This window comes from Methanobacterium sp. (assembly GCF_038562635.1).
GTDB lineage: Archaea > Methanobacteriota > Methanobacteria > Methanobacteriales > Methanobacteriaceae > Methanobacterium_D.
This window is the reverse complement of record NZ_JBCFBO010000002.1, coordinates 275551-298888: the sequence shown is the minus strand read 5'-3', so window position 1 is coordinate 298888 and position 23338 is coordinate 275551. Positions and strand designations below refer to the sequence as shown.

General features: G+C 33.0%; 24 protein-coding genes. 12 read left to right on the top strand and 12 right to left on the bottom strand.

What is annotated here, in order from left to right; all coding sequences use genetic code 11:
* Window positions 1–224 precede the first annotated feature (224 nt).
* Window positions 225–2312 carry a hypothetical protein gene (locus AAGU07_RS13480; RefSeq protein ID WP_342459623.1) on the top strand — a complete coding sequence of 696 codons (2088 nt, stop codon included), beginning with the start codon at window positions 225–227 and terminating at the stop codon, window positions 2310–2312.
* A 157-nt stretch (window positions 2313–2469) separates the two neighbouring features.
* Here the strand turns inward: AAGU07_RS13480 and AAGU07_RS13475 are convergent, their stop codons facing one another.
* Complete coding sequence (locus AAGU07_RS13475) at window positions 2470–2637, bottom strand: hypothetical protein (protein WP_342459622.1); 168 nt, start codon at window positions 2635–2637, stop codon at window positions 2470–2472.
* A 29-nt stretch (window positions 2638–2666) separates the two neighbouring features.
* Between AAGU07_RS13475 and mch the strand changes: the two genes are divergently transcribed.
* Entirely contained in the window at window positions 2667–3629 is a 963-nt protein-coding gene (gene mch, locus AAGU07_RS13470) for a methenyltetrahydromethanopterin cyclohydrolase (RefSeq protein ID WP_342459621.1), read from the top strand.
* Window positions 3630–4346: 717 nt separating this feature from the next.
* Here the strand turns inward: mch and AAGU07_RS13465 are convergent.
* The 6 genes from AAGU07_RS13465 to AAGU07_RS13440 are packed head-to-tail and all read right to left on the bottom strand — an operon-like array spanning window position 4347 to window position 8770.
* The gene (locus AAGU07_RS13465) at window positions 4347–4940 is read right to left on the bottom strand and encodes a 4Fe-4S single cluster domain-containing protein (protein ID WP_342459620.1); all 594 of its coding nucleotides are present in this window, start codon (window positions 4938–4940) and stop codon (window positions 4347–4349) included.
* Entirely contained in the window at window positions 4940–5662 is a 723-nt protein-coding gene (locus AAGU07_RS13460; RefSeq protein ID WP_342459619.1) for a helix-hairpin-helix domain-containing protein, read from the bottom strand. The genes AAGU07_RS13465 and AAGU07_RS13460 overlap by 1 nt, the downstream gene beginning before the upstream one ends.
* Window positions 5663–5703: 41 nt before the next feature.
* Window positions 5704–6432, bottom strand: coding sequence for a helix-hairpin-helix domain-containing protein (locus tag AAGU07_RS13455; RefSeq protein WP_342459618.1), 729 nt, complete (start codon window positions 6430–6432; stop codon window positions 5704–5706).
* Window position 6433: 1 nt separating this feature from the next.
* Window positions 6434–6646 (bottom strand): DUF2997 domain-containing protein, encoded by a 213-nt coding sequence (locus AAGU07_RS13450; protein WP_342459617.1) that lies wholly within the window; start codon window positions 6644–6646, stop codon window positions 6434–6436.
* 5 nt (window positions 6647–6651) lie between these two features.
* Entirely contained in the window at window positions 6652–7092 is a 441-nt protein-coding gene (locus AAGU07_RS13445; RefSeq protein ID WP_342459616.1) for a hypothetical protein, read from the bottom strand.
* Window positions 7093–7111: 19 nt separating this feature from the next.
* Window positions 7112–8770 (bottom strand): AAA family ATPase, encoded by a 1659-nt coding sequence (locus tag AAGU07_RS13440; protein WP_342459615.1) that lies wholly within the window; start codon window positions 8768–8770, stop codon window positions 7112–7114.
* Between the two features lie 140 nt (window positions 8771–8910).
* Here AAGU07_RS13440 and AAGU07_RS13435 point away from each other — a divergent pair, with 140 nt between their 5' ends.
* From AAGU07_RS13435 to AAGU07_RS13420, 4 genes are all read left to right on the top strand, one after another.
* Window positions 8911–9216 (top strand): ester cyclase, encoded by a 306-nt coding sequence (locus AAGU07_RS13435; RefSeq protein WP_342459614.1) that lies wholly within the window; start codon window positions 8911–8913, stop codon window positions 9214–9216.
* Complete coding sequence (locus AAGU07_RS13430) at window positions 9203–9355, top strand: ester cyclase (RefSeq protein WP_342459613.1); 153 nt, start codon at window positions 9203–9205, stop codon at window positions 9353–9355. The genes AAGU07_RS13435 and AAGU07_RS13430 overlap by 14 nt, the downstream gene beginning before the upstream one ends.
* A 44-nt stretch (window positions 9356–9399) precedes the next feature.
* Window positions 9400–10230, top strand: coding sequence for a 4,5-DOPA dioxygenase extradiol (gene ygiD, locus AAGU07_RS13425; RefSeq protein ID WP_342459612.1), 831 nt, complete (start codon window positions 9400–9402; stop codon window positions 10228–10230).
* 250 nt (window positions 10231–10480) lie between these two features.
* Complete coding sequence (locus AAGU07_RS13420) at window positions 10481–10858, top strand: DUF5518 domain-containing protein (protein WP_342459611.1); 378 nt, start codon at window positions 10481–10483, stop codon at window positions 10856–10858.
* 195 nt (window positions 10859–11053) lie between these two features.
* Here AAGU07_RS13420 and AAGU07_RS13415 read toward each other — a convergent pair whose 3' ends face one another.
* Together AAGU07_RS13415 and AAGU07_RS13410 are read right to left on the bottom strand one after the other, a co-directional pair.
* Window positions 11054–11440 carry a 4Fe-4S dicluster-binding protein gene (locus AAGU07_RS13415; RefSeq protein ID WP_069583515.1) on the bottom strand — a complete coding sequence of 129 codons (387 nt, stop codon included), beginning with the start codon at window positions 11438–11440 and terminating at the stop codon, window positions 11054–11056.
* The gene (locus AAGU07_RS13410; RefSeq protein WP_342459610.1) at window positions 11437–12987 is read right to left on the bottom strand and encodes a homocysteine biosynthesis protein; all 1551 of its coding nucleotides are present in this window, start codon (window positions 12985–12987) and stop codon (window positions 11437–11439) included. Before AAGU07_RS13410 ends, AAGU07_RS13415 begins: the two co-directional genes overlap by 4 nt.
* A 641-nt stretch (window positions 12988–13628) precedes the next feature.
* On the opposite strand from AAGU07_RS13410, the gene AAGU07_RS13405 reads away from it, so the two are divergent.
* Window positions 13629–15002: a TldD/PmbA family protein gene (locus AAGU07_RS13405; protein ID WP_342459609.1), complete on the top strand. Its 1374-nt coding sequence runs from the start codon at window positions 13629–13631 to the stop codon at window positions 15000–15002.
* Between the two features lie 44 nt (window positions 15003–15046).
* A complete protein-coding gene (locus AAGU07_RS13400; RefSeq protein ID WP_342459608.1) occupies window positions 15047–15607 on the top strand; it encodes a TIGR00296 family protein in 561 nt (186 codons plus the stop codon).
* Window positions 15608–15890: 283 nt separating this feature from the next.
* Here AAGU07_RS13400 and AAGU07_RS13395 read toward each other — a convergent pair whose 3' ends face one another.
* Window positions 15891–16319: a hemerythrin domain-containing protein gene (locus AAGU07_RS13395; RefSeq protein WP_342459607.1), complete on the bottom strand. Its 429-nt coding sequence runs from the start codon at window positions 16317–16319 to the stop codon at window positions 15891–15893.
* A 532-nt stretch (window positions 16320–16851) separates the two neighbouring features.
* Between AAGU07_RS13395 and AAGU07_RS13390 the strand changes: the two genes are divergently transcribed.
* From AAGU07_RS13390 to AAGU07_RS13380, 3 genes are all read left to right on the top strand, one after another.
* The gene (locus AAGU07_RS13390; protein ID WP_342459606.1) at window positions 16852–17853 is read left to right on the top strand and encodes an NOG1 family protein; all 1002 of its coding nucleotides are present in this window, start codon (window positions 16852–16854) and stop codon (window positions 17851–17853) included.
* Entirely contained in the window at window positions 17825–18445 is a 621-nt protein-coding gene (locus AAGU07_RS13385) for an Hsp20/alpha crystallin family protein (protein WP_342459605.1), read from the top strand. The genes AAGU07_RS13390 and AAGU07_RS13385 overlap by 29 nt, the downstream gene beginning before the upstream one ends.
* Before the next feature lie 126 nt (window positions 18446–18571).
* Complete coding sequence (locus tag AAGU07_RS13380; RefSeq protein WP_342459604.1) at window positions 18572–19009, top strand: Hsp20/alpha crystallin family protein; 438 nt, start codon at window positions 18572–18574, stop codon at window positions 19007–19009.
* A 184-nt stretch (window positions 19010–19193) separates the two neighbouring features.
* Here the strand turns inward: AAGU07_RS13380 and AAGU07_RS13375 are convergent, their stop codons facing one another.
* Both AAGU07_RS13375 and AAGU07_RS13370 read right to left on the bottom strand, forming a co-directional pair.
* Window positions 19194–20216, bottom strand: a complete 1023-nt coding sequence (locus tag AAGU07_RS13375; protein ID WP_342459603.1) for an SIS domain-containing protein — start codon at window positions 20214–20216, stop codon at window positions 19194–19196.
* 236 nt (window positions 20217–20452) lie between these two features.
* Window positions 20453–21493 (bottom strand): thiamine-phosphate synthase family protein, encoded by a 1041-nt coding sequence (locus tag AAGU07_RS13370; protein WP_342459602.1) that lies wholly within the window; start codon window positions 21491–21493, stop codon window positions 20453–20455.
* A gap of 415 nt (window positions 21494–21908) precedes the next feature.
* Between AAGU07_RS13370 and AAGU07_RS13365 the strand changes: the two genes are divergently transcribed.
* Complete coding sequence (locus tag AAGU07_RS13365) at window positions 21909–23060, top strand: hypothetical protein (protein ID WP_342459601.1); 1152 nt, start codon at window positions 21909–21911, stop codon at window positions 23058–23060.
* The last annotated feature ends 278 nt before the right edge of the window (window positions 23061–23338 follow it).

Below are 23338 nucleotides of genomic sequence, written 5' to 3'. Positions count from 1 at the left end.
CATAATGTAATGTATTTTTGATTATAACAGAAATATAATTGTTTTAATACTATAACTATTATTTATGGTCTAAAAAGAATTTTTCAAAAGGTGAACCATTTCCACAAGTTTTATTGGTATTATTTCTGCTTCTTAAGTTAAAATTCTTAGAAACCACCATTATAAATCCTAAAATTGACATATATATTAATTAACTTTGTTAATAAATTATGAGGATGTGGGGAATGTCAGAAAAAATTAAACTTATGGTTGTTGGAGATGTTACTAAAGATTGGTTAAAATGGGATAACAGTAATTCAAAGGATTATCCTTATGAACAATCCAATCATGAAATCTACAAAGGATATGACATTATAGCCAGAATGGGCGGGGCCCCACTAATTGCAAAAATGATTAATGAAATTAAAAAAGATCACCTTCAATTGATTCAATATGACGAATTAGAAATAAAAAATGAAATGGAACTAAATAATTCTAAAGATTTGATTAATAGTATGTGCATTTTGGAAAAATATAGCCCGTCACAAGATAATAAATTGGTTTTACCACCTAACGAAAAACATCTTGTTAAAACTTTTTCGGGATTTAAAAAACCAGAAAAAATCATAAAACCGAAATTCGATTACCATAAATTTGATGATCAAACTCCTCCAGATATAGTGGTTATACATGATGATAATAAATATTTCAGGGATTTGAAAAATCTTTGGAGCCCTATTGATAATGTAGATGTGAAAGATAGTTTATTTATACTTAAAATGAGTCGTCCTTTGGCCCAGGGAGATTTATGGGAATTTCTAAAAAATCAACCAAATTTAATTGTTATAATAAGAGCTGATGATTTACGAGAAAAAGGTTTGCGTATAAGTAGAAGTTTATCATGGGAACGTACCGCTTATGATTTTTTAAATGAAATGGAAAAAAATCGGAAAGGAGAAGGTAATCTTAATATTAAGGAGATCAGTCAATGTAAAAATTTGATTGTTCGTTTTGGAGTAAACGGAGCAATATTATGCCAATATGATGGAGAAAAAGCCAAATACACATTATTTTTTGATCCTGAAGTTTTTGAAGGAGCCCTTGAACAAAAAAGTGAAGGATATTATATGAAAGGGTTACGCAGTGCTTTTATTTCTGGATTAATACATGAGATTCAGAATAATCCCAAAAGTTATGGTGATAAACTGATTGATGGGATTAAAAAAGGAATAGTTGCCAGCCGTAATCTTCTTGAAATGGGTTTTATAGCAGATGATGCTGGTAAGATGGATTTTCCTTTTAAAAAAATGTTTTTAAATCTGGATAACGATAAAGAAAAAATTCAGGATGTTGAATTCCAAGATGATATTGGCTGGAAAATCATGAAACAGAAGTTGAAAAATGAAAAAGATGTTTTTAAAGCAGCATATCAATATGTAAAATCTAAAGAAAGCGTTTTGTTACAATCTCCTATTGCTGAGTTTGGTGAATTGCTTACAGTTGATAGAAAAGAAATTGAAACTTTTCATAATAGTAGAAACCTCATACTGGAGTATTTATCTAAAAAAAATATAAAAGAACCTCTTTCAATAGCAGTTTTTGGACCACCTGGTTCTGGAAAATCATTTGGTGTTACTCAAATCACGAAAACTATTTCTAATGACATAAAACCCATAGAATTTAATTTATCCCAATTTAAATCGCTGAATGATTTGTTCAGTGCTTTTCACATTATTCAAAGTACATCCTTAACTGGTAAAACACCCCTAATATTTTTTGATGAATTTGATTCTGATCTGGATAATGTTCCTTATGGCTGGTTAAAATACTTTTTATCTCCTATGAGTGATGGTAGTTTCAAACAGGGCGAGATTATTCACCCTATTGGTAAATGTATTTTTGTTTTTGCAGGAGGCAGGAATAAAACTTTTGAAGAATTTGATAATGATAAAGATAAAGACAAGGTCAAAGGGGCAGATTTTGTAAGTAGATTACGGGGATATATTGATATTACGGGAATTGACCAAGAACAAGACAATGATTACCTTTACATGATAAGAAGGGCCATGGTATTACGATCCATTTTAGAGAAAAAAGCTAAAAACATTTTTTTAGGTTCTGAAGCAAATATCGATCCTTCTGTATTAAACGCCTTAATTAAAGTCCCTAAATATAAGCATGGTGCCAGGTCCATGGAAGCTATTATTGAAATGAGCATACTCTCAGATATGAGACATTTTGAAAGATCAGCCCTTCCATCTTCTGAACAGTTAAAATTACATGTAAATGCTGTTGAATTTAAAAAATGTCTTAACCAAAGGATGGATTACTAAAAATAGTATTTTTTGTACCTTAAAAAAATGATTACATCTTAATTTTATTCGTTTAATTATTTATTATTATAAAAAAGTTCAACATAAGTTAAAAGGAAGCAAAATAATCTATTTAATTTTAACAATAAAATTAAAAGGAGTTTCGCCCCAGAATGCCCTATGTTAAAATAGAATTAAGAAGAGGTAACAGGCGGCTGTCAATGAATTTTTTGCAATGGACGTATGTAATCATAATGGCACATTTTTCAAAATCCAGAAGATCAAATAGTAAACTAATTAAAGGACAATAGCTTAAAATCCATTCACCAACAAATTTTGTATTCATATAATATATCACACTAATGAGGTGAAATAATGGTAAGTGTCAATCTTGAAGCAAAAAAGACAGTAGACTTAATGATAAAAGACGCAGATGAATTAAACATAAGCGTAGAAAAGCTTGAAAACGGTTCCACAGTTATCGATGCTGGTGTAAATGTTTCTGGAAGCCTTAAAGCAGGGGAACTTTACACAAAAGTATGTCTTGGAGGACTTGCAGAAGTGGGAATCTCAATTCCAGGAGACCTCTCAGAAAGTTTTGCGTTACCTTCTGTAAAAATTAAAACCAACTCTCCGGCAATATCAACCCTTGGAGCACAAAAAGCAGGATGGTCTGTAAGTGTAGGTGACTTCTTTGCACTAGGTTCAGGACCTGCAAGAGCATTAGCTAAAAAACCAGCCCACACCTATGAAGTAATAGGCTACGAAGACGATGCAGACATTGCAATCCTCACACTCGAAGCTGACAAATTACCCGGCGCTGACGTAACCGACGCAATTGCAAAAGACTGCGGTGTCTCACCAGAAAACGTAACAGTACTCGTTGCACCAACATCATCAATCGTAGGTTCAATACAAATAGCAGGAAGAGTTGTAGAAAACGGTACCTACAAAATGATGGAAGCTTTAGACTTCGACGTTACAAAAGTTAAATTTGCTGCAGGAATCGCACCAATAGCACCTGTTGACCCAGACGGACTTAAAGCAATGGGTAAAACAAACGATGCTGTTTTATTCGGTGGTAGGACTTACTACTACATCCAGTCTGAAGAAGGAGATGACTTAAAAGCTTTAGCTGAAAATCTCCCATCGTCCGCATCTGAAGGATACGGAAAACCATTCTACGATGTATTTAAAGAAGCGGAATACGACTTCTACAAAATCGACAAAGGAATGTTTGCACCTGCTGAAGTGGTCATAAACGATTTAAGAACTGGTGAACTCTTCAGAGCAGGATACGTAAATGTAGATCTCCTTAAAAAATCATTCGGTTTATAATTTTTTATAAACTATTTTTTTTAATAATTTTTAATTTTTGAGTGGAGTCTATTAATTAAAAAGAAATTATGAATAGGGATATTTTTTTATTTAATCTGAAAAAGGATTAAAATGGAAGTACAGTTTACCCTCTTGGGAATGATATAAACATTTTTAGTTGTTCTAGGATTTAATATGGATTTTTTTTCTACATCTTCATGGTTATATAACTAAATGAATAGAATGATATAACCAATAAAAATTAGGATTAGACAACCAAAGAAGATATAATCTCTTAACATGTTTAGATAAGAGTAGTTGTAAACCAGTACTATCTATTGTAGTATTACTAAGCATAAAAAATCAAATTCAAATTTTTGCTCTGTAAATATAACCAAAAACCAAAAATATCAAATATAACAGGAAAATGCCCATTGAAAGATAATATTTTCTGTTTAAAGCATATGTGGGCATAAACACGTATACATAACTTAATATTAACCCTGAAAATATAGTTAAACTCGTTAAAACCCAAAATATATTTTAATGTGATCTTTAGACTATCTAAAGACCAGTATAATTGTAAGGACAGGTGCAAATCTCCATATCATGCGTAAAAAATCACCCTCACTTAGCGAAATGTAAATTATACTTATAAAATAAAGTATAATGAAAATTAAAAAAATATTGTCTTCTACCAAAATTCATTTATTTATCATTGGTTTTATTATTTTTTAGTTAGATCCCATCCAATAGATCTTTAATATTTTTTTGTCTAATTATTCCATTAACAACTATTTCGCCATCATCCTGAAGTCTAATTTCAATTTTATTCTTGATTTTATGGATAGTAGGTTGAATATGATGGTAACGTTCAGTTAAAAAATGGTATCTTTGATTTGATGAGCCAACCCATGGATGGTTGAGATCAAATTCATTCTTCATGTAAGGACCATCAATCAGCAGGTCAGTTATAGATAACAATTCATGCCAATCGGCATTGGAAGATTTCACTATATCTTCAAAAACATGACCGGTGAACGTAACAACTGATAAATTTTCATTTTTAAGGATATTTCCTAATTTTGCTAGAGCTTTCGCCTGTTCAAATGGTTCTCCGCCAGAAAAGGTAACTCCTTCAACTTCAGGACCTTGAAGAATGGTTTCAGCAATATCTTTCACATTAACCTTCTGGTTAATCCCTTTCTGCCAGCTTTGGGGTGTAATACAACCTTCACATCTAATAGAACACCCCTGCACATAGATACAGGCACGTTCACCAGGTCCTTCTACCTGAGTACTTGGTAAGAATTTGTATACATATAAATACATTAAATATCAATCCTGCGGCCTTTAGTATGGGATGTTGTTATTGTAGAAACATCTTTTTGTGGGTTAATAACTATAAATGGTTTAATTTTTTCCAATGTGTGAGGTTTAATGCCCAGTGCTTGTCCAAACTCTTCTGCAGAATCGAAATAAACGCCTGATTCGCGCAATTGAATTGTTTTTTTGGCTAATATTATACTCACACCTGGTAATTGTACCAAAAAGTCTTCAGGATCATTATTTATATCCACTGGAGATGAAACTGATTTAAAAGGAAGATCTTTAACAAACTCATTAGTATCTGTTCTCGTATCCTGGTTTTCAATGTTTTTGGAATGTTCCGGATTATTTAAAGAGATTTCTTGATGGATTTCCTTTTTTAATTCATCTATTTTAACTTCTTTTAAGATTTCTAAACGAATTAAATACTCTTTACGTAATGAAAACGCATGTACAATCGAAAAAATCCCTATTAGCCATACTGCACTTAAAATTATTTCAAATTCTAAACTGACTGGTTGGCCATTTACTATACTGGTGTCTTGGCCGGTTAGAGTGTAAAATAGATAAAATATGAATGGAATTGCATATAATACTCCATAAAGAATCCACTTGCGATGTTTGGCAGTTACTCCTACATATAGAAAGGCCAACCAGTTCAGATATATAGTAAAAGGCAGTATAAGCCACCAAGAGTTAATTAGTCCCCATAAACGTCTTGACATATTAATCCCTTATTTAATCTCATGTTTGCAATGTTTATTTATTAAATGTCCACTATTCTACCTTTATTTTTCATTATTTTTGTTTCTTCTCCAGATGTATTAATAACAATAAGAGGTTTTATTCTTTCCACTACGTGTGGTTTAAGGCCTAATAACTCTCCGAAGTCTTCAGCAGAATCGAAATAAATACCCGATTGGCGCAATTGAATTATTTTTTTAGCCAATGTTTCATTTATACCCGGTAATTCTAGCAACAAATCTTCAGGATCATTATTAATGTCTATTGAAGGTGAAACTGTATGCGGGAAATCCTTAACAAACTCATCTGAAATCGGGGATTTCTCATTTTTAATTCTTGTAGAATGTTCTTGATTATATGAAAAATTTCCATCATCCAGACCATATTCTCTGGCAATTTTTTTCCTTAATTTATCATCATTTTTAACATTTTTTAAAGCTTTTAAACGGATTAAATACTCTTCACGCAAAGAAAATGCATGAATTATTGAGATACATCCCATTAAATATATGCTAATTATGAGTATCCCCATTAGTGAGTTAGCATCGATTATTTCGTTAGAATTCGTTGTGCTATCTACAAATGTTAGTAGTATGCTGGGAATTGAATATATTACTCCGTAAGAAATCCACTTGCGATCTCTTGCAGTTATTCCTATATATATAAAGGCTGTCCAGTTTAGATAAATAGGAAAAGTAAAAGGTAATATTAGCCACCAAGAGTGAATCAGTTCCCATGAACTTTTGGACATGTCAGTCTCCATTAACCATCTGTTTTTGGATATTTCTATTTCGCACGTTTTCTTTTTCGTTATATTCGGGAGTATAATCTGAATCTGTTATTTTTGACTCTAAAATTTCCTCTAAAATTTTTATATAATCCGTACATTTCTTGCCTTTTATTCCCTGAGTTTCGGCCTGAATAGTACCATCACTGAAAATTTCAATTTTAATACTCTTTTTCATGCTTCCTACTCCTGCACGGTTAGTGTAAGTACAATAGAATTGTCTTTTGTGACTTCTTCAGACTCTAAGTTAAGATTACGATTTTTAATGTTTTCAAGGAGTTTTTCATAGGTTTGTTGTTGTACTAATGTAGTATATTCATCATAAATCTCAGCAATATATGCTTCGGCCTGTTTTTGAGACATATTTTCATTGAATGTGGCTTGGATAGTATTATCTTCATTTTTCTGGAAATTTATATGCATATCTTCATGTTGAATTTCCATCTGAATTCTATTTAAAATATGGGGTTGATATCCAAGATTAATTACGGCTTTCTGCAATATTAAGGCATTTTTCATTTTCGTTTTGAATATGATTAGATCACTTTCAAGAGGTTCAACTTTAACAAATAAAGTTCCTGCAGCAGCGATTGCTACGGGTATTAACACCATAGTCACACTCATTAAATCATCTCCTCATTTTTTACAAATCAATTGCTCGTCCACCTCGTGAAGATCCGATATCTTCATCGATATTCTGTTCATTTGGCTCCAATTCAAATCCTGCCACTTCTTGATTATATTCAATCCTATCATCGGCAGATGTGGCCGCTACGGCACGTATGTTGGCCCATTCACGAATTGCCCTGATCTTTTCTGCTTGGGTTACCGATAAAGGCACCGTATTTGTTATGGATTTTTCAAAATCTTCGAGCTCAATGGGCCTGTCCTCTGAGAATGCCTCAAAGAGTCCTGAGATTACAATCTGTTCTAGTTCTGCTCCAACATAACCCTCAGTAATTCCTGCCAAATATGAGTAAGAATCATTATTTAATTTGAAATCTCCTATGATCTCTTGATTTAGGCGTTTATTAATATGTATCTCTAATATGTCCATTCTTTCTTTGTAAGTGGGCAAATCTACAAAGAATATCTCATCAAAACGGCCTTTTCTGAGAAATTCAGCAGGTAGCATTTCTATCTCGTTTGCGGTTGCCGCAACAAAAACAGGCTTCTCTTTTTCCTGCATCCATGTCAAAAATGTTCCAAAAACACGACTTGAGGTCCCCCCATCTCCTCCTCCGTTACTGAAACCTTTTTCAATTTCATCTATCCATAATATTGAAGGAGAAGTAGCTTCTGCAATTTTTATTGCTTTTCGCATATTTTCTTCACTGCTTCCCAAGATTCCACTGAAAACTTTTCCTATGTCCAGGCGAAGAAGAGGTAACTGCCACATTGCGCTAATAGCTTTTACTATCAAACTCTTACCACAACCTGGAACTCCAGTAATTAAAACCCCTTGGGGTGCTGTGATCCCATAATGCTTAGCTGAATCTAGCCAGGATTTATTCCTTTTTTCTAACCATCTTTTAAGGTTTTGTAATCCACCTATATCATTCATTTGGAGATCACTTTTAATGAATTCCAATATCTCACTTTTTTTAATTATCTGACGTTTTTCTTCATGAATCACGTCTAATTTTTTAATATTGAAGTTTCCTCCTTCAACCATAGCACGGGCAAATGCGTTTTCTACTTCTTGGAGGGTTAATCCTAAAGCTGATTTTGAAATGCGTTCTTTTTCATTTGGATTGAGATCAATTGTAATTTTTCCAGGTTGATTTACGGTTATCATATCTTCTAGAAGATTCATTATGTCTTCAACATTGGGTAAATCAAAATCAACAATACTTACTTCTTTTTGTAATTCATCAGGCAACATAACCGAAGGTGAAATAAATATTACGTTTTTAGGATTCTTACTCTCTTTAAGCAAAGATGATAGATCTCTAATTTTACGTATTATTTGAGGATCTGGATTGCACATACCAGTTGAGCCCAAATATATATGAAAATCTAAAAATACGAATATTGCAGGATCATCTGATTTTTCTATATATTCCAGTGCTTTTAGGGGAGATTTAGTACCGCTAATCACATTTTCATTGTTTTTGGTAAGTCCAGTTGTGAGTTTCCATATATAAACGATTCTGGAGGTCTTGATCAAATTTGGATCCGTTGAGATAGTATTAATTACTGATAAAACACGATTTTCTTCCCAAGTAGGAATGTAGATATATGGAAATCTAGCTTTTAATAAATTTGAAAGCAAAAATTTAAATTCAAGTTCATCACCCATAATTACCGCCCCACATTAAGATTACATTATGATTAATATTTTAACAATTTCATATGGTATGAATATACTTTTAAATGTAACGAAATTGTTCTTTAGAGTAATCACATCTTAATATTAATCTTAAATTTATCCATTATATCTTGAATAAGGAAGAATCAGACACTGTTAATAAAAATAAAATGTTAATGAAAACACTGGGTGATGCATGGAATTCTCAGGACTGGAAAGTGTTTAGAGAAAGGCATACAGAAGACGCTGCTGTTTACTGGCCAGGACAACCTGAACCAACAAAGGGAGGAGATCCACATCAAAAAGAAGCTGAAGAATTTTTCAAGACATTTCCAGATAACCACATAGAGAACGACCCATATAATGTACTTATGGGTCAAGATGATTGGACTAGCTATATTCGCCGGCACGATGAAAGGACCTATGAAATGCGCTGATGGAAAGATGATACAGCCAACCAATAAAAAGTTTAAAGTGAAATTCTGCACGGTTGCCCACTGGAAAGACAGCAAAATCGTTGAAGAAAACTTATTTTATGATCAGATAGGGCTAATGAAACAAATTGGTTTAATGTAATTAATTTGGAATATATTTTAACTGCAGCGAAAAATCGATAATGGATGAATTACAAAAAAGTAGCTATGAATCAAAAAATCCGGCAGAATAACGAAAAGATGCCAGTATTGTTTATAGGACATGGTTCGCCTATAAATGTAATCTCTGACAATGATTTTACAAGAAGTTTAGTGAAACTTGGTCAAAATCTCCCTAAACCAATGGCAATACTGGTAGTTTCGGCCCACTGGTTGACTGATGGAACTTACGTTACATGTATGGATAAGCCAAAAACCATTCATGATTTTTATGGCTTTCCTGAAAAGATGTATGAGATCACTTATCCAAGTCCAGGTGCTCCAGATTGTGCTAAATTTTTAGCTCAATCTGAGAATATCATTAGTTGTTCTACTCAATGGGGCTTAGATCATGCTTCATGGGCTGTTTTAAAGCACATGTATCCTCAAGCGGATATACCTGTCTTTGAAATGAGTCTGGATTATTCTTTCAATGATAGAAATCCAAAACCAGTCCAGTATCATTATGATTTAGCTTCAAAACTCAAAGTCTTGAGAGAAAAGGGAGTTTTAATTATGGGCAGTGGTAATATTGTTCATAACTTGGGGATGGCTGATTATAATATGCAGGCTAAGCCATATGATTGGGCAGTCGAGTTTGACCAAAAAGTGAAATCTAATCTATTAAATGGAAATGTGGAAGATTTAATTAATTTTGAGAATATGGGTTCTTCAGCTCTCTATGCCGTGCCTACACTTGACCATTATTTACCTATGATCTATTCCATTGCACTGCGTGATGAGAATGAACCCGTGACTTTTACTTATGAAGGTTTTCAAAATGGTTCTATTTCTATGAGGTGTTTCCAGATCGGATAATACTTACAATTGATTGTTATTTTTAACAATATGTGAACTTATTTTTGCCTTTTTTTATTAAATGAATGTAAATAATTAATCAATCACTGATTTAATTATTTCACCTGTTTTTGTTACAATGGATAATGTCATAGTTACTTGAGACTTCTTAAATAAGTTTAATCTGGTATAGATTTGGGTGTAAATTTGGAAAAAGTTATTAAATAGGTCTTACTAATTTTCTATTATATAGATTAGGAAGTGAAAAAATATGGCTAATAATATGATTCAATGGAGACCTATAATTATTGGTACAATAATTGCCGTTATTTTAAGTGTTTTATCAATGCTTAGTTCAGGTTTATTAACCGCTGACTTTTTACTGGCGGGAATAGCAGTAGGGTTCATGGTTGGAGGAACAATTAAGGATGGAACAATTAATGGAACAATTATGGGTATAATAGGAGCAGTTATATTCCTTATAATACTGGTAATTATATATTCTGCCCAAGGTTATGGATCTTTAATAACATCCATACTCAGTTATCTGGTAATTTACGTGGTTGCGGATATAATTCTGGCAATAGTTGGTGGAGTTCTTGGATCTGTAATAAGGGCAGAAATAAAAGAAACTCCAGTTCAAGAATAAGTAATTAGCTTATTCTTCTACTTTTTTTAAGTTATAATTAAATTAGATAAATTGAAAATCAAATTTAAAAGTAAATGACTTTTTTTATAAAAATTAAACCATTAAGATATAATTAAATAATTTAAAAAAAGATTTTATAAATTTAAATAAAAATTTAATGCTTAAAAAGCATTAAATTTAATTAATGCCTTGGATCTATTCCGTGACTTTTATAGCTTTCATTGGGCAGGAACTGGTGCAGAATGCACAGCCAATGCATAACTGGTCATCTACCAGTATGGTCCAGTCATCAGAGATAGATATGGCTTTTACAGGGCATAAAGAAATACATGCTCCGCAGTCCACGCATTTTTCTTCCTCTTTTTTCACCACTTTTTTAATAGGATCTACACTAATTCCCTGGCTTTCCATGTATTCAATACTCTCTGTAACTTGATTTCCTGATATTTCAACCAGCAGTTTACCTCCCTTAGGAGTTATATTTGCCCTTAAAATATTGAAATCTATATCATAGGATTTTATTGTGTCTGAAATTATTGATTTATTGGTTATGTCCGGTGAAAATTTTAGCCAGGCCTTCATTTGCACACCTCGTCGTTATTTTTTTCCTTTCCAATTAATCTTGAGATATCTTCTGCAGTGATCATTCCCTTAACTTTGTTATCTTTATCAACAATTGGGAGCCCTGAAATCTCGTGTTTATCTATTCTTCTTGCTACTAAATCCACAGGTTCGTCTTCACGTGCTATTATAACTCTCTTTGTCATGACATCCATCAATTTGGTTTTACCTTTGGCAATAGCATTTGCTATGTCCCATGAAGTCACGATTCCCCTAAGCTTGCCACTTTCATCTACAACTGGTAAATGATTTATGTTGTTATCAACGAGCTTCTTGGCAACATCGCTTATTCCCTCTGTTGGATATGCCCTTATTACAGGTTTGCTTTCTAAATTCTTTACAAGAGTAGCAGGCTTTGTAATTTCAAGTGGATTTACAGTGTACCCTTCAGATGGTAATTTCATGATAGGTTCTGTAAGGAAGAAGTTACCCTTAGTTATCCATGCTTTAAGCTCATTTGCAATTTCTTCAGCTTTTTTATAGGATGATAATGGTGATGCGTTAACTTCCACGCCGTTAATTTCAATTTTACCTGTTTTAAGTTCTTTATAATTTGTTTCTTTTATAACTGGACGGCTGCGCTTTGGAACTCCATAGTCTACAACCTGGCAGACGATGTCTTCATCGCTTATAGCTGTTCTTCTAGCTATGTCCTCGTTTAAAACAGGAATAGGAATTCCAGCACCGACATATAATGTAGGGCCGTATTTCTGCATGGTCGCTCCCCTGACGAAATCGCTGCTCATCTTTTTCATATCTCCCATGAGCATTAATGTCCCGGAACCGCTGATAGGAACTCCATTTCGACGTTCAGCATCAGTAGAGTGCTGTGTTCCTTCGCTGATTATGTATCCTTCTCCTCCACACAGGAATATTCGAGTTCCCATTCCTATGGTTTCAAAGTAAGGATCATTGAGGAGAGGGCTCAGCTGCCCTGCACTTGAATAGCTTGCATTCCCAAAATGGGGCAGGAGTGTTCCCATGTAAGTGTATAATGTTTCTTCAGTTGAATTTGTAGCAACGGCATAATTTTGATAGCAGTTTCTTGGATTCATCATTACTGCTTGATTTAATTTATCAAGGGTAATGGTGGTTTCTATTTCCTTTCGAGGATAGCAGTCAGTACCATAAGCTTCTACAGCAAGATCTATTTCTTTGCCTCTGATTAAATCTTCAATTAAATGAGAGCCACCATAATCCATGCCTATTTGGGGATTTCTATTTAATTGAGTAGCTCCTATATATGCATCAACAGCAGCAAGCCCAGAATAGGCTTCAACATTATTTAAATATGTTTTGTTCATTTTAATAGGAGGATCAGAATGGCCGAAATTTAAAAATGCTCCTGAAGAGCACATAGCACCGAATGTACCTGTTGTAATAACATCTATTTCCTCTGCAGCTGCTTTTACACCGTTTTGTTCAACAAAAGTTGTCATCTCTGCAGCAGTTAAGACAACAGCGTCACCAGTTTCGATTTTTTGGTTAATCTCTTTAATTGTCTTCATTTCACCACGTCTAATATTATTATAATGATTTTTATAAAAATGACATTAAAATTATTAATTTAAACTAATTTATATGTATTCTGTATTTATTATTTCTCTGTATTCAAATGTAACATCCCTCAAACACTACGTGTTTGGGGCATCTAAATCATAGATTTTGAAGGCCCTCAAAAAAAACGAAGTTTTTTAACAGCCGTAAACTGCAGCAGAAATGTTATAAATGAATTGATAGAATACATTCCACCTCCACATGCAATTACGATGATAACTATCTAATTTTTAACATTAACTAAATTTAATCGTTCAAAGAATTTTTGCAACCGACTAAATTTTAAGGTATATTGCCCTATTCTAATTGCATTTTTTCTAAGATATATTTAACTCATGCAACTTTATCTCTCTGGCTCAGTTTTTAAATTCAACAACCAGCTTAAACATAATTAATATAAAGGCCTTATTACATAATATAAATAGCTCTATCTTTTAAAAAAAATCGCTGCTAGTAGTTATTAATTGATGGGGACATGATACTTCTTAATTGCCATATTTTATGGCTAAACTAACATTTATATTAATATCAATAATTTAAGTAGATTTATTCTGGATAAAAAGAGAAAACTAACAATTAAAGGGAGATATAAATGACAAATCAACTAGATCTCGATTTATTTGAGGGAATACTCAATAAAATAGAAAATAAAGTGGATTATGCTGACATAAGAGTCAGTGATAGTCAAAATACAGCTATTACTATGAAAGATGGTAAAGTTCAGGAGATAAGATCCGGGTCTGATTTTGGAACTGTTATCAGGGTTTTGAAAAATGGGGCATGGGGTTCGGCATTTACAACCGAGCTTTCAAGGATGGATAAAGTCGTAGAAACTGCCCTTAAACTGGTAAAATCATTAAAAAGTGACGTGGAACTTGCTGATGTTGAGGCAAAAGTTGACAGTGTCAAATCAAAGGCCCAAATTAAACCTTCTCACGTATCTATCGAGGAAAAGAAGGATCTCATGAATGAAGTCAACCAGGCTGCAACCATCGAAAAAATAGTCAGTACCACTGTAAGTTATGTTGATGCGGAAGGAAAAAGTTTATTTTTAAACACGGAAGGTACTTCAATTACAAATGAAGAATCTCGGGTGGCAGTATTTTTAAATGCTGTTGCAGCAGAAGAGGATATGATCCAGTTCGGGCATGGAAGTATTGGGGGAGCACGTGGATTTGAAGTGCTTCAAAAGGAAGATATAGAAAAATTCGGGAGAAAAGCAGCAGATAAGGCAGTAAGGCTTTTAAATGCAAGTAAACCACCTTCTGGGACATTTCCAGTTATACTTGACTGTGAACTCACAGGCGTGTTTATACATGAAGCTGTAGGCCACGCTTCTGAAGCTGATCTTATTTTACAGAATGATTCAATTCTTAAAGGTAAGATGGGAACCCAAATCGGTTCTGAATTGGTCACAATAATAGATGATGCCAGTATGGATGCATTTGGTTATTATCCATACGATGCAGAAGGTGTAAAAACCAGTGAAAATGTACTGGTTAAAAATGGAATGCTTGTATCTCTGTTAAGTTCCAGAGAGTCTGCGGCAAAACTTGGAATTTCGTCTTCAGGAAATGCAAGATCTAGAGTTGGGGATCAACCAATTGTTAGAATGAGTAATACCTACCTTAAACCTGGAGATATGAAATTTGAAGAGTTAATTGAAGATATGGCTAATGGAATTTACCTTAAAGGTTCCAGAGGAGGACAAGTAGATACTGGAAAAGGTATTTTCCAGTTCAATGCTGCGGAGTCTTTCATGATAGAAAATGGAGAAGTAAAAGATCCTTTAAGAGATGTATCTTTATCTGGAAACATCCTGGAAATCCTTAATAAGGTGAACGGTGTTGGAAGCGACTTCAAATTAAGCATTGGATTCTGCGGAAAAGGAGGTCAAACTGCTCCTGTTGGAGATGGGGGACCTCATGTAAGGGTAAGCGAAGCGACTGTTGGAGGGGCAATGTAAATTATTTTTTTCATTTATTTTTCATTTTTTAGGGGGTAAATTTAATGGTATCTGAAGAAGAAGGAAAATTTCTGGTAAAACTCGCAAAGGAGTCTATAAAAAATTATATAGTCCGTAGAAAAATTATGGATGTACCTGAGGATGTTCCTGATACTTTAAAAGAAGATATGGGTGCATTTGTAACTTTAAATAAGAATGGGATGCTCAGGGGATGTATAGGTTATTCAGAACCAGTTAAGCCACTTGTAAATGCTGTAATTGACGTTGCTATATCTGCTGCAGTAAATGATCCTCGTTTTCCACCGGTAAGCTTTGATGAAATAGATGACCTCGAAATTGAAGTAAGTGTACTTACAAAACCTGAGATTATTGAGGTTGAAAAACCTGAAGAATATCTGGATAAGATTGAAATAGGTAAAGACGGTCTTATTATAGAAAGAGGCCCATTCAAAGGGTTGTTACTTCCGCAAGTAGCTGTAGAATGGGGATGGAATGTAGAGGAGTTCTTATATAATACCTGTACAAAAGCAGGACTTACTGCAGACTGCTGGCTCTACAATGATGTAAAGATATACAAGTTCCACTCTGAAATTTTTCATGAATGAGTATGATATTTAATTGGGATGTTAAATAATTACTTAAAAGTATAGATGTGCAGTATCTCCAGCTTTAAGTTCTATTTAAAATTTTTCAGGAATAAGTGTGATATGAGGTTGGAATTATATTTAAGTTCCACTTGGAAATTTCCACGCATGATTCTGAAATAGTGATCGCAAGCTTTTACACCTAACTGGTGGTGCGCCATTTATAAGCCTGTTAAATTTTTTTAATATACTAAAAAATTCTTTTTATTTCATTTAAACTAAAGTAGAGTTGTAATTTTTTTAATTAAGGTGAAAGATTCTCTGACTTCAGCTCGTTGTATAAATGGAGTATATCCTCTTCTGCTTCCTCACTTAAAACCTCAGATGCTTTATCAAAAAGTCCATTTTCCTTTTCTTCGATCTCCATGTGATGGACCACAAGATCATTCAGCCGTCTTAGGCTGTCCACCCATTCACGGTCTTCTTCATTCATATTTTTCATTCTTGCCATTGTTCTGAATGCTTCTTCATTTTCTCTTTTGGTTTCATTTACCAATTCTTCATCAATAAAGTCCATTGCAGGATAAAGAAACTGTTCTTCACCAAGCAGGTTAGCTTCCAGTTCTTTCTGGGCTTCAGGATACTTTGAGGTATCTCTTAATGTTTCATTAAACAATTTTTTAATATGGGCATGATCCTTCTTAAAAACTTTGTAAACATCTCCTTTTGACAATTGAATACCTCCTGTGTTTAATCATATTATGTTTTTGAAAGTTAATAAATTTATTCAAATAGTTAATAAAATGGGTTGATTTCATATATAATCGAAACTCAGATTTGAGAAGAATTCAGGATTCAGTGAGTTCTAATAAATCCCTTTTAAACGCTCATATCGATGATCATGTGTAGAAATAGTACTGTACATTAAATTGCAATATCGATTAATTAAGTTGAAATTGTTCAGACAAGTTTAATTCATTTAATCAAGAATTTTACATAAATTTAAATAGTCACATTTGCACAACATTCAATTCATGAGCGTTTGAAAATAAATAAAAACTTGTTTAAAGCTACAACTTTATATATCTCAAATATATATCTAAATTAGAAAAAAAGTGATTTATAAATAAATACTTGTTTTATGAAATTCAATATCATATTATGAAAATACTGGAGTCTTGAAAAAAGATTTCAAATCCCTTAAAATATTGATTTTTATCATACTTTTTGCTTAACAAGTTAATTAAAGGAATTGAAGTGATTATATGTTTATACCAACAGTACCAACGCCTGATGAAATCTTAGATAAAAGCTTTAGAAGGGCCAAAAAAGCAGCCGATAAGGTAAGGACATCAAAGGTCCCCCGTTATCAAATGGCGAAAAAAACAGAAGAGGCCAGAATAAAAACTGCCTGTCAAGTTACAAAAGATACATTAAATAATTTACTGGATAAGACACCGCAGGTGGAACAAATGCACATGTTTTACCAGGACTATATCGATGTTATGGTTGGTGTAGATGACCTTAAAAAGTCTCTCGGGGCTTTAAACTGGGCAGTAGGTATTGTATCTAAGATTGAAAATGAATATGTGTTTAAAGTAAGAAGGTCAAAGTCTGAAAATGCAGCAAATGTTAGACGGGCTGCATTTGGTAGAATTGCATCTGTAATGCGCCAAATAAAAGAGGAACTTGACTTCTTAGATTTTGTGAAAGGGAAACTTCGAAATATGCCCACCATAGATTTTGAAGCATTCACACTGGTTATAGCAGGGTTCCCAAATGTTGGAAAATCTACACTGCTTCGCCAGATCACTCCTGCCGAGCCAAAAGTTGCAAACTATCCTTTTACAACTCATGGGATTCAAATAGGGCACTTTGAGAAAAGATGGAAAAAATACCAGATAATAGACACACCCGGACTTCTTGACAGGCCTATAAGGGACATGAACAATATTGAACTCCGCGCTATGGTTGCACTGGAACATTTAGCTGATGTCATTTTATATATTTTTGACGCATCTGAAACATCTGGTTACCCTCTCGATGCACAGATGAGATTATATGAAGAAATAAAACATGTTTTTGACACTCCAATAATAAGTGTTTTTAACAAAATGGATTTGGTAGAAAATAATAAGTATTTAGATGAATATATTAGTAAACTGAATGAACCTCTAATGATTTCAGCATCAGAAGGTTCTGGCGTGGATTTAATAATTAAGGAGCTGGAGGAATTTAATGGTGGAAAAAAAGGAAATAAAGACTAAAAAAGAATTAGAAATGGAAAAAGCTGAAAAAGATGTTCCAGTGTCAAAATCAACTGAACCTGAAGAAGTTAAAGTGGAAGAAGTAGAAAAACTTCCAGATGAACCTGAAGCAGAAACCGAACCTGAATCAGAAAGAAAATCAGAATGGGAAGCCAAGGCAGAAAGAGGAAGAGGAGCTGCACAGAAGTTTTTTGATGATATGATAGGTACATTCCGCGAAAGAGGGGGAGACTTTGAGAAAGCTCTATCTGAATATACGGCATCTGCTCCGAGTAAACTAGCGACTGATGTAATAGAAACTGATGGCAATATAATTGTTAAAGCAGATATTCCTGGTGTTAAAAAAGAAGATATAGTCATTGACTTAACAGATGACTCAATAGAAATCTTTGCAAAATTCGAAGAAGAAACAGAAGAGGAAGGTAAAAACTTCATCAAAAAAGAAAGGAGATATGGTGAAGCAAGAAGATCTTTAATACTGCCAGAAGCAGTTAAGGTCAAAGAAGCATCAGCTAAGTTTGATAATGGTGTTTTAACAGTAACACTTCCTAAATTAGAAGAAAAAAAGAGATTCCAGGTAAAGGTTGACTAAATATACCTGTAATTTCATTTTAAAATTTTTACTTTATTTTGAATAGATCATGAATTCATGACCATTTATTTATTTTTAAACAGATATTTGATGAGTATATCATAGTTTGAATTAAATGGAGGAAATATGATGAATGGAAGGCCTAAAAGGAGAACTTCGATTGATAAAATAATAGATGATGCTATGGATTATATCAATGATGTAAGCGACGAAATTGAAAGATCTATTAGCAGTTATACAAGCGCTCCAGAAACTGATTTAATTGAAACTCATGATAACATAATAGTCCGCACAAATCTTCCAGGAATTAAAAAAGAAGATATAAAGATAGATTTAACAGAAGAAAAACTTAAAATTAAAGTTTTAGGTTATGAAGAGACTCCGCTGGAAAAAGGGGCTCAAGTAAAATCAAAAGGAAGAAGACACGGTAAAATAAAGCGAACTGTAATGCTTCCGGAAAAAGTTATCGTAGAAGAAGCAGGTGCCAAACTTGAAGATGGCGTTTTAACAGTTACAATGCCTAAAGCAGAGAAAAAAGTAAGGCATGAAGTACCTATTCACTAATTCTTTTCTCTTTTTAATAGTTACTGAATAGCTATTTTTCACTTAATAAACTTAAAATACCTGATATGGCATTAATAGAATTTAAAAATATAAGAAATTTACTTTATTTATGGTAAATAATTAAATATCTGAAATGTATTAAGTTTAAAAAGTTATTTTATTTACTATAAAAATAAGAAGAAGGTTAATATCGGACCTTCCCAATATGCCTTGTGGCCCCTGGATCTTCGTTATTAATGTCTGCAAGATAGTAAGTAAACCATTCAAGTGGAATTACAAGGGAAAAAGGCGACATTAAAGGGTTCATATCTGAATAATCTTTCATATTGTAAACGAGTGATTTAGTTCCCAATTTTTCACAAAATTCAATGGAACGCGTGGTCATGTCATCTCCAGGATAATTTGCATTTAAAAACACGATTGGAACATCTTTTTCAGCACGTTCAATTAATCCATGTCTAAATTCTCCAGAATATAGAGGGCACGCATGTTTTAAAGCTCCTTCCATGAACATGGTCATTGCAAGCTTGTATGCAAGCCCATAATTCGGCCCGCTTCCCATGCAGTAGAATATGTCATCATCTTTAAATTTTAGAGCAGTCTCTTTGCCGTCATTTTCTGTTTTTCTAATCAGGTCTTCAGTTGCAGATGGAAGTTTTTCGATATTTCCTAAAACTTCTTTTTTTATTTTATGGGCATCATCATCTTTGAAATCATTCATGCTGAATAGAATTTCATACAGGCTCATAAGTTGAGTTACATAAGTTTTAGTTCCAAGTATTGCACTCTCTCGCCCACCTCTTGTAATCACAGTGTCATCAGCTTCTTTAATCATTGTGCACTGGCTTTCATTGGTTATTGCTACCGTGTAAATGTCTTTTTGCTGTGACCTCCTAAGAGCAGCGACAGTATCTGCAGTTTCTCCTGATTGGGAAGTTAAAAGAGCTCCAGCATTATCATTTTCAATTTTCTTATTGTAAAAGAATTCATATCCTGTGTAAACTTCTATATTTTTATCTGATATGAAATCAAGCGCGCTTTTTGCAGAGTAGCATGTTGAAAGTGAACTACCGCACCCTAAAAGATATACTTTATCAAATTCTTCAAACTTTTCTGCAATCTCTTTCATATGTGATTTTTCTTCACTTAAAGTATCTTTCAGGGATCTCGGCTGTTCTATAATTTCATCATACATTTTATACTTCATTATTTTCCCTCAACCTTAATTTTCATGCCATAAATTCCTTTTTAAGATTTTAATTTGGCGTAATATTGATCAATTCTTTGATTTTAAATATTCAGGGATTCACCTTAATACTTTCAGAATTTTATAGTATAATTACTTTACTTTATTCGTTCACATAAACCTTTTTTCTAAAATGCTTCATCAAAAACTCACTTTAATGAATATATGCAATTAAAGATTTACATTAACTGTATTGTTTAAACATTGGTTAATTTATCAATTTTTTCCATGTATCTAATATAGGTTTCATCCAGACTTTCTCTAATAACTCTAGTATTTGCAGTTGTCCCTATAAAACTGGACTCAAATTTAAACCGGGGTACAAGGTGGACATGGATATGTTGTATGCGTTGTCCTGCTGCTTCACCAAGGTTAATCCCTATATTTATCCCATCTGGATGTATAACTTCTTTCATAAGCGTTCCTGCTTTTTTTACAGTGTTAAATAAATTTTTAAGAGATTCTGGATTTAATTCATTCAAATCAGTGTAATGTTTTGTTGGAATAACAAGGAGATGTCCTGTTGTATAAGGAGCTATATTTAAAACTACCATATCTTCTCCATCATTGTAAAGCACATGTTTTGAAACTTCTGGATCACCTTTTGCCATTGCACAGAATATACATGATGTATCTGAACTTTTTGAATCTGATTTTTCGGCAGGAGGAGTAAAAATTACTTTATAACCTTCTTTAGTATTGAAAATTCTCGCGATGCACACTGACATTTTGGCAACATCTACTGCACTGGTACCAATTAAAGTAATTGAAGGTTCTTTTCCCCAAGCGCCTTTGTGATATATAATGTCTGGAATATCTCCAATTCTTTTAATGGCAGTCTCAACACCCCATGGGATAGTACCACCTTCTACTTGCCTCACGTTTTCAGGTTCATCATTTCTATCATAAAATGAGACTTTAAGCCCTAATTTTTCACATATTTCAATTATTTTGGGGCTATATTTAATATTCATGGCACTTCTTTTTGAAGAATCATGTTTCATCATGCTTAATACTAATCTGGCCATGTGTGAAGATACTCCGAATTCGGGTTCCACGAAAGCTTTTGGTTTACCATGTACTATTGTTATTCTTCCTGGAATTCCTGCCACGTCATTTACATCTTTTGCGTTCTCTTTTGCCATTACAATATTACTTCGTACCTCTGGAATAAATGCAGCTAATTCTTCAGAGTTTTGTATAATTTCAACGGCTTTTTTCAGATTCTCTATTTCCATAACTAATTACTATATCTGTAATCAGATATAAGGATTAGGATTAAAATAAGGGAGGGTACTATCTAGTCTAATGAACTACTTCAATAAAAATGGACTTTCATATTTTTTTATATGTGCTCCTGGTTAAAGACTGATTTTGTTTTAAAGCACATAAATGATCTAATGCATAAATAAATGGCTGAAAGTATGTATATGGTGCTATTATCAAAATTTGTACCTTATAAATTTATATAATTAATCCTAATAGGGTTTTATATCTTTATATTATCATTATAAACCTTTTTTTTATAAATTAAAAACATAATATTTATATATTTATGATTTAAATACATTGTACATGCTTAAAATTTCCATAGGTTAAGTTATCTTTGGATAAGGAGGGGGTAAGATTAAGCAACGCCTGTTGCTTGTAGTATTGATATTTGGCATTGTATTGATTGGTTTGAGTGCTGTTAACGCTACTGATTCTGCTGCAATAAATGACACGTCCAATTCAACATTAAACAGTTCCAGCAACACTACGTCAACTAATATGTCTAAAGTGACTAAACAATCAACAAGTTCAATGAAGGGCTATTGGATGTTTTCGTCATCAGCCGCGAAGTTAAATTCAAATTCAGCAGCTGCTCTTAAAAAAAATGGAATTACGGATGTATTTGTTTGTACAAGGGACATTAGTGGGAAATATCATTACAGTGAATTAAATAATGCTATAAGTCAGTTAAGTAAGTATGGAATAAAAGTCCATGCATGGATCGTTTGTTTTAATTATGGGGGCTCTTTTGTAAATCCTTCAGGATACTACAGTAAAAAGGTTAAGGTTTTAGTAAAAAAAACGAAGTATTGGGGTATTAAATCTAAATACAAAGTTAAAAAGAAGGTATGGTATAAATCATGGTATATATACCGCGGTAAATGGCACTATAAATGGAAATACACATGGAAATATGTAACTAAATACAGAAAAGGTTGGATATATAAGCCCGTTTACAAATATGTGACAAAAACAGGCTATGATACTTCTTACAATAAAAAATTAATAGCTGCAATTAAAAATATCAACGATAATTATGCTGTTTGTGGAATTCACCTGGACTATGTAAGATATTCGGGAGTTGCTAAATATGGTAATGCAGCATATCAGCAGCCTGGTGGAGTAAATGCAGCAGTAAATACAGTAACAGCATTCGTTAAAAGTGTCAGAAGTGTGGTAACTAAAGAGCTTTCAGCAGCAGTAATGCCTGAAGGAACAAAAAATGCATATTATTATGGTCAGGACTACGGAAGATTTGCAGATTACGTTGATTTTCTAGTTCCAATGACTTATCAGGGGAACTATAACGCAAATAATGCATGGATAACTGATAAAATAAAATATATCGTAAGCAATGCAAAAGGAAAACCAGTATATGCAGGTTTGACAACATACTGTTCTGATTGTAATCTTAAATCGTTGAGTTTAAATGCATTACAACAGGATGTAAATTCTGCAAATGCTGGAGGGGCATCTGGTTTTGTACTGTTTAGATATGGGTTTGGATGCTCTTATGTACCTGCCTGGACTTGAAGCTGCTTAAATTCAGAAAATAAAAAGGTTAATGTAATAAATTAGTTAAAATCTCTTTAAATTCATTTTTTAGGATTTAAAGGGTATTTATTTTTTATTTAGACCTGCTATTTTGGTATCTATTTTAAATAAATAATTATTAATTATATCAAAGTAATATTTTACTAATTCAATTGTTTTTAATTTAATTCTGCACAAATTTTTAGTTGTTACTTGTAAAATCAAGTTATTATTAATATAAAATGTGATTTTGATTCCTTTTTAGAGCGCTTTAAATT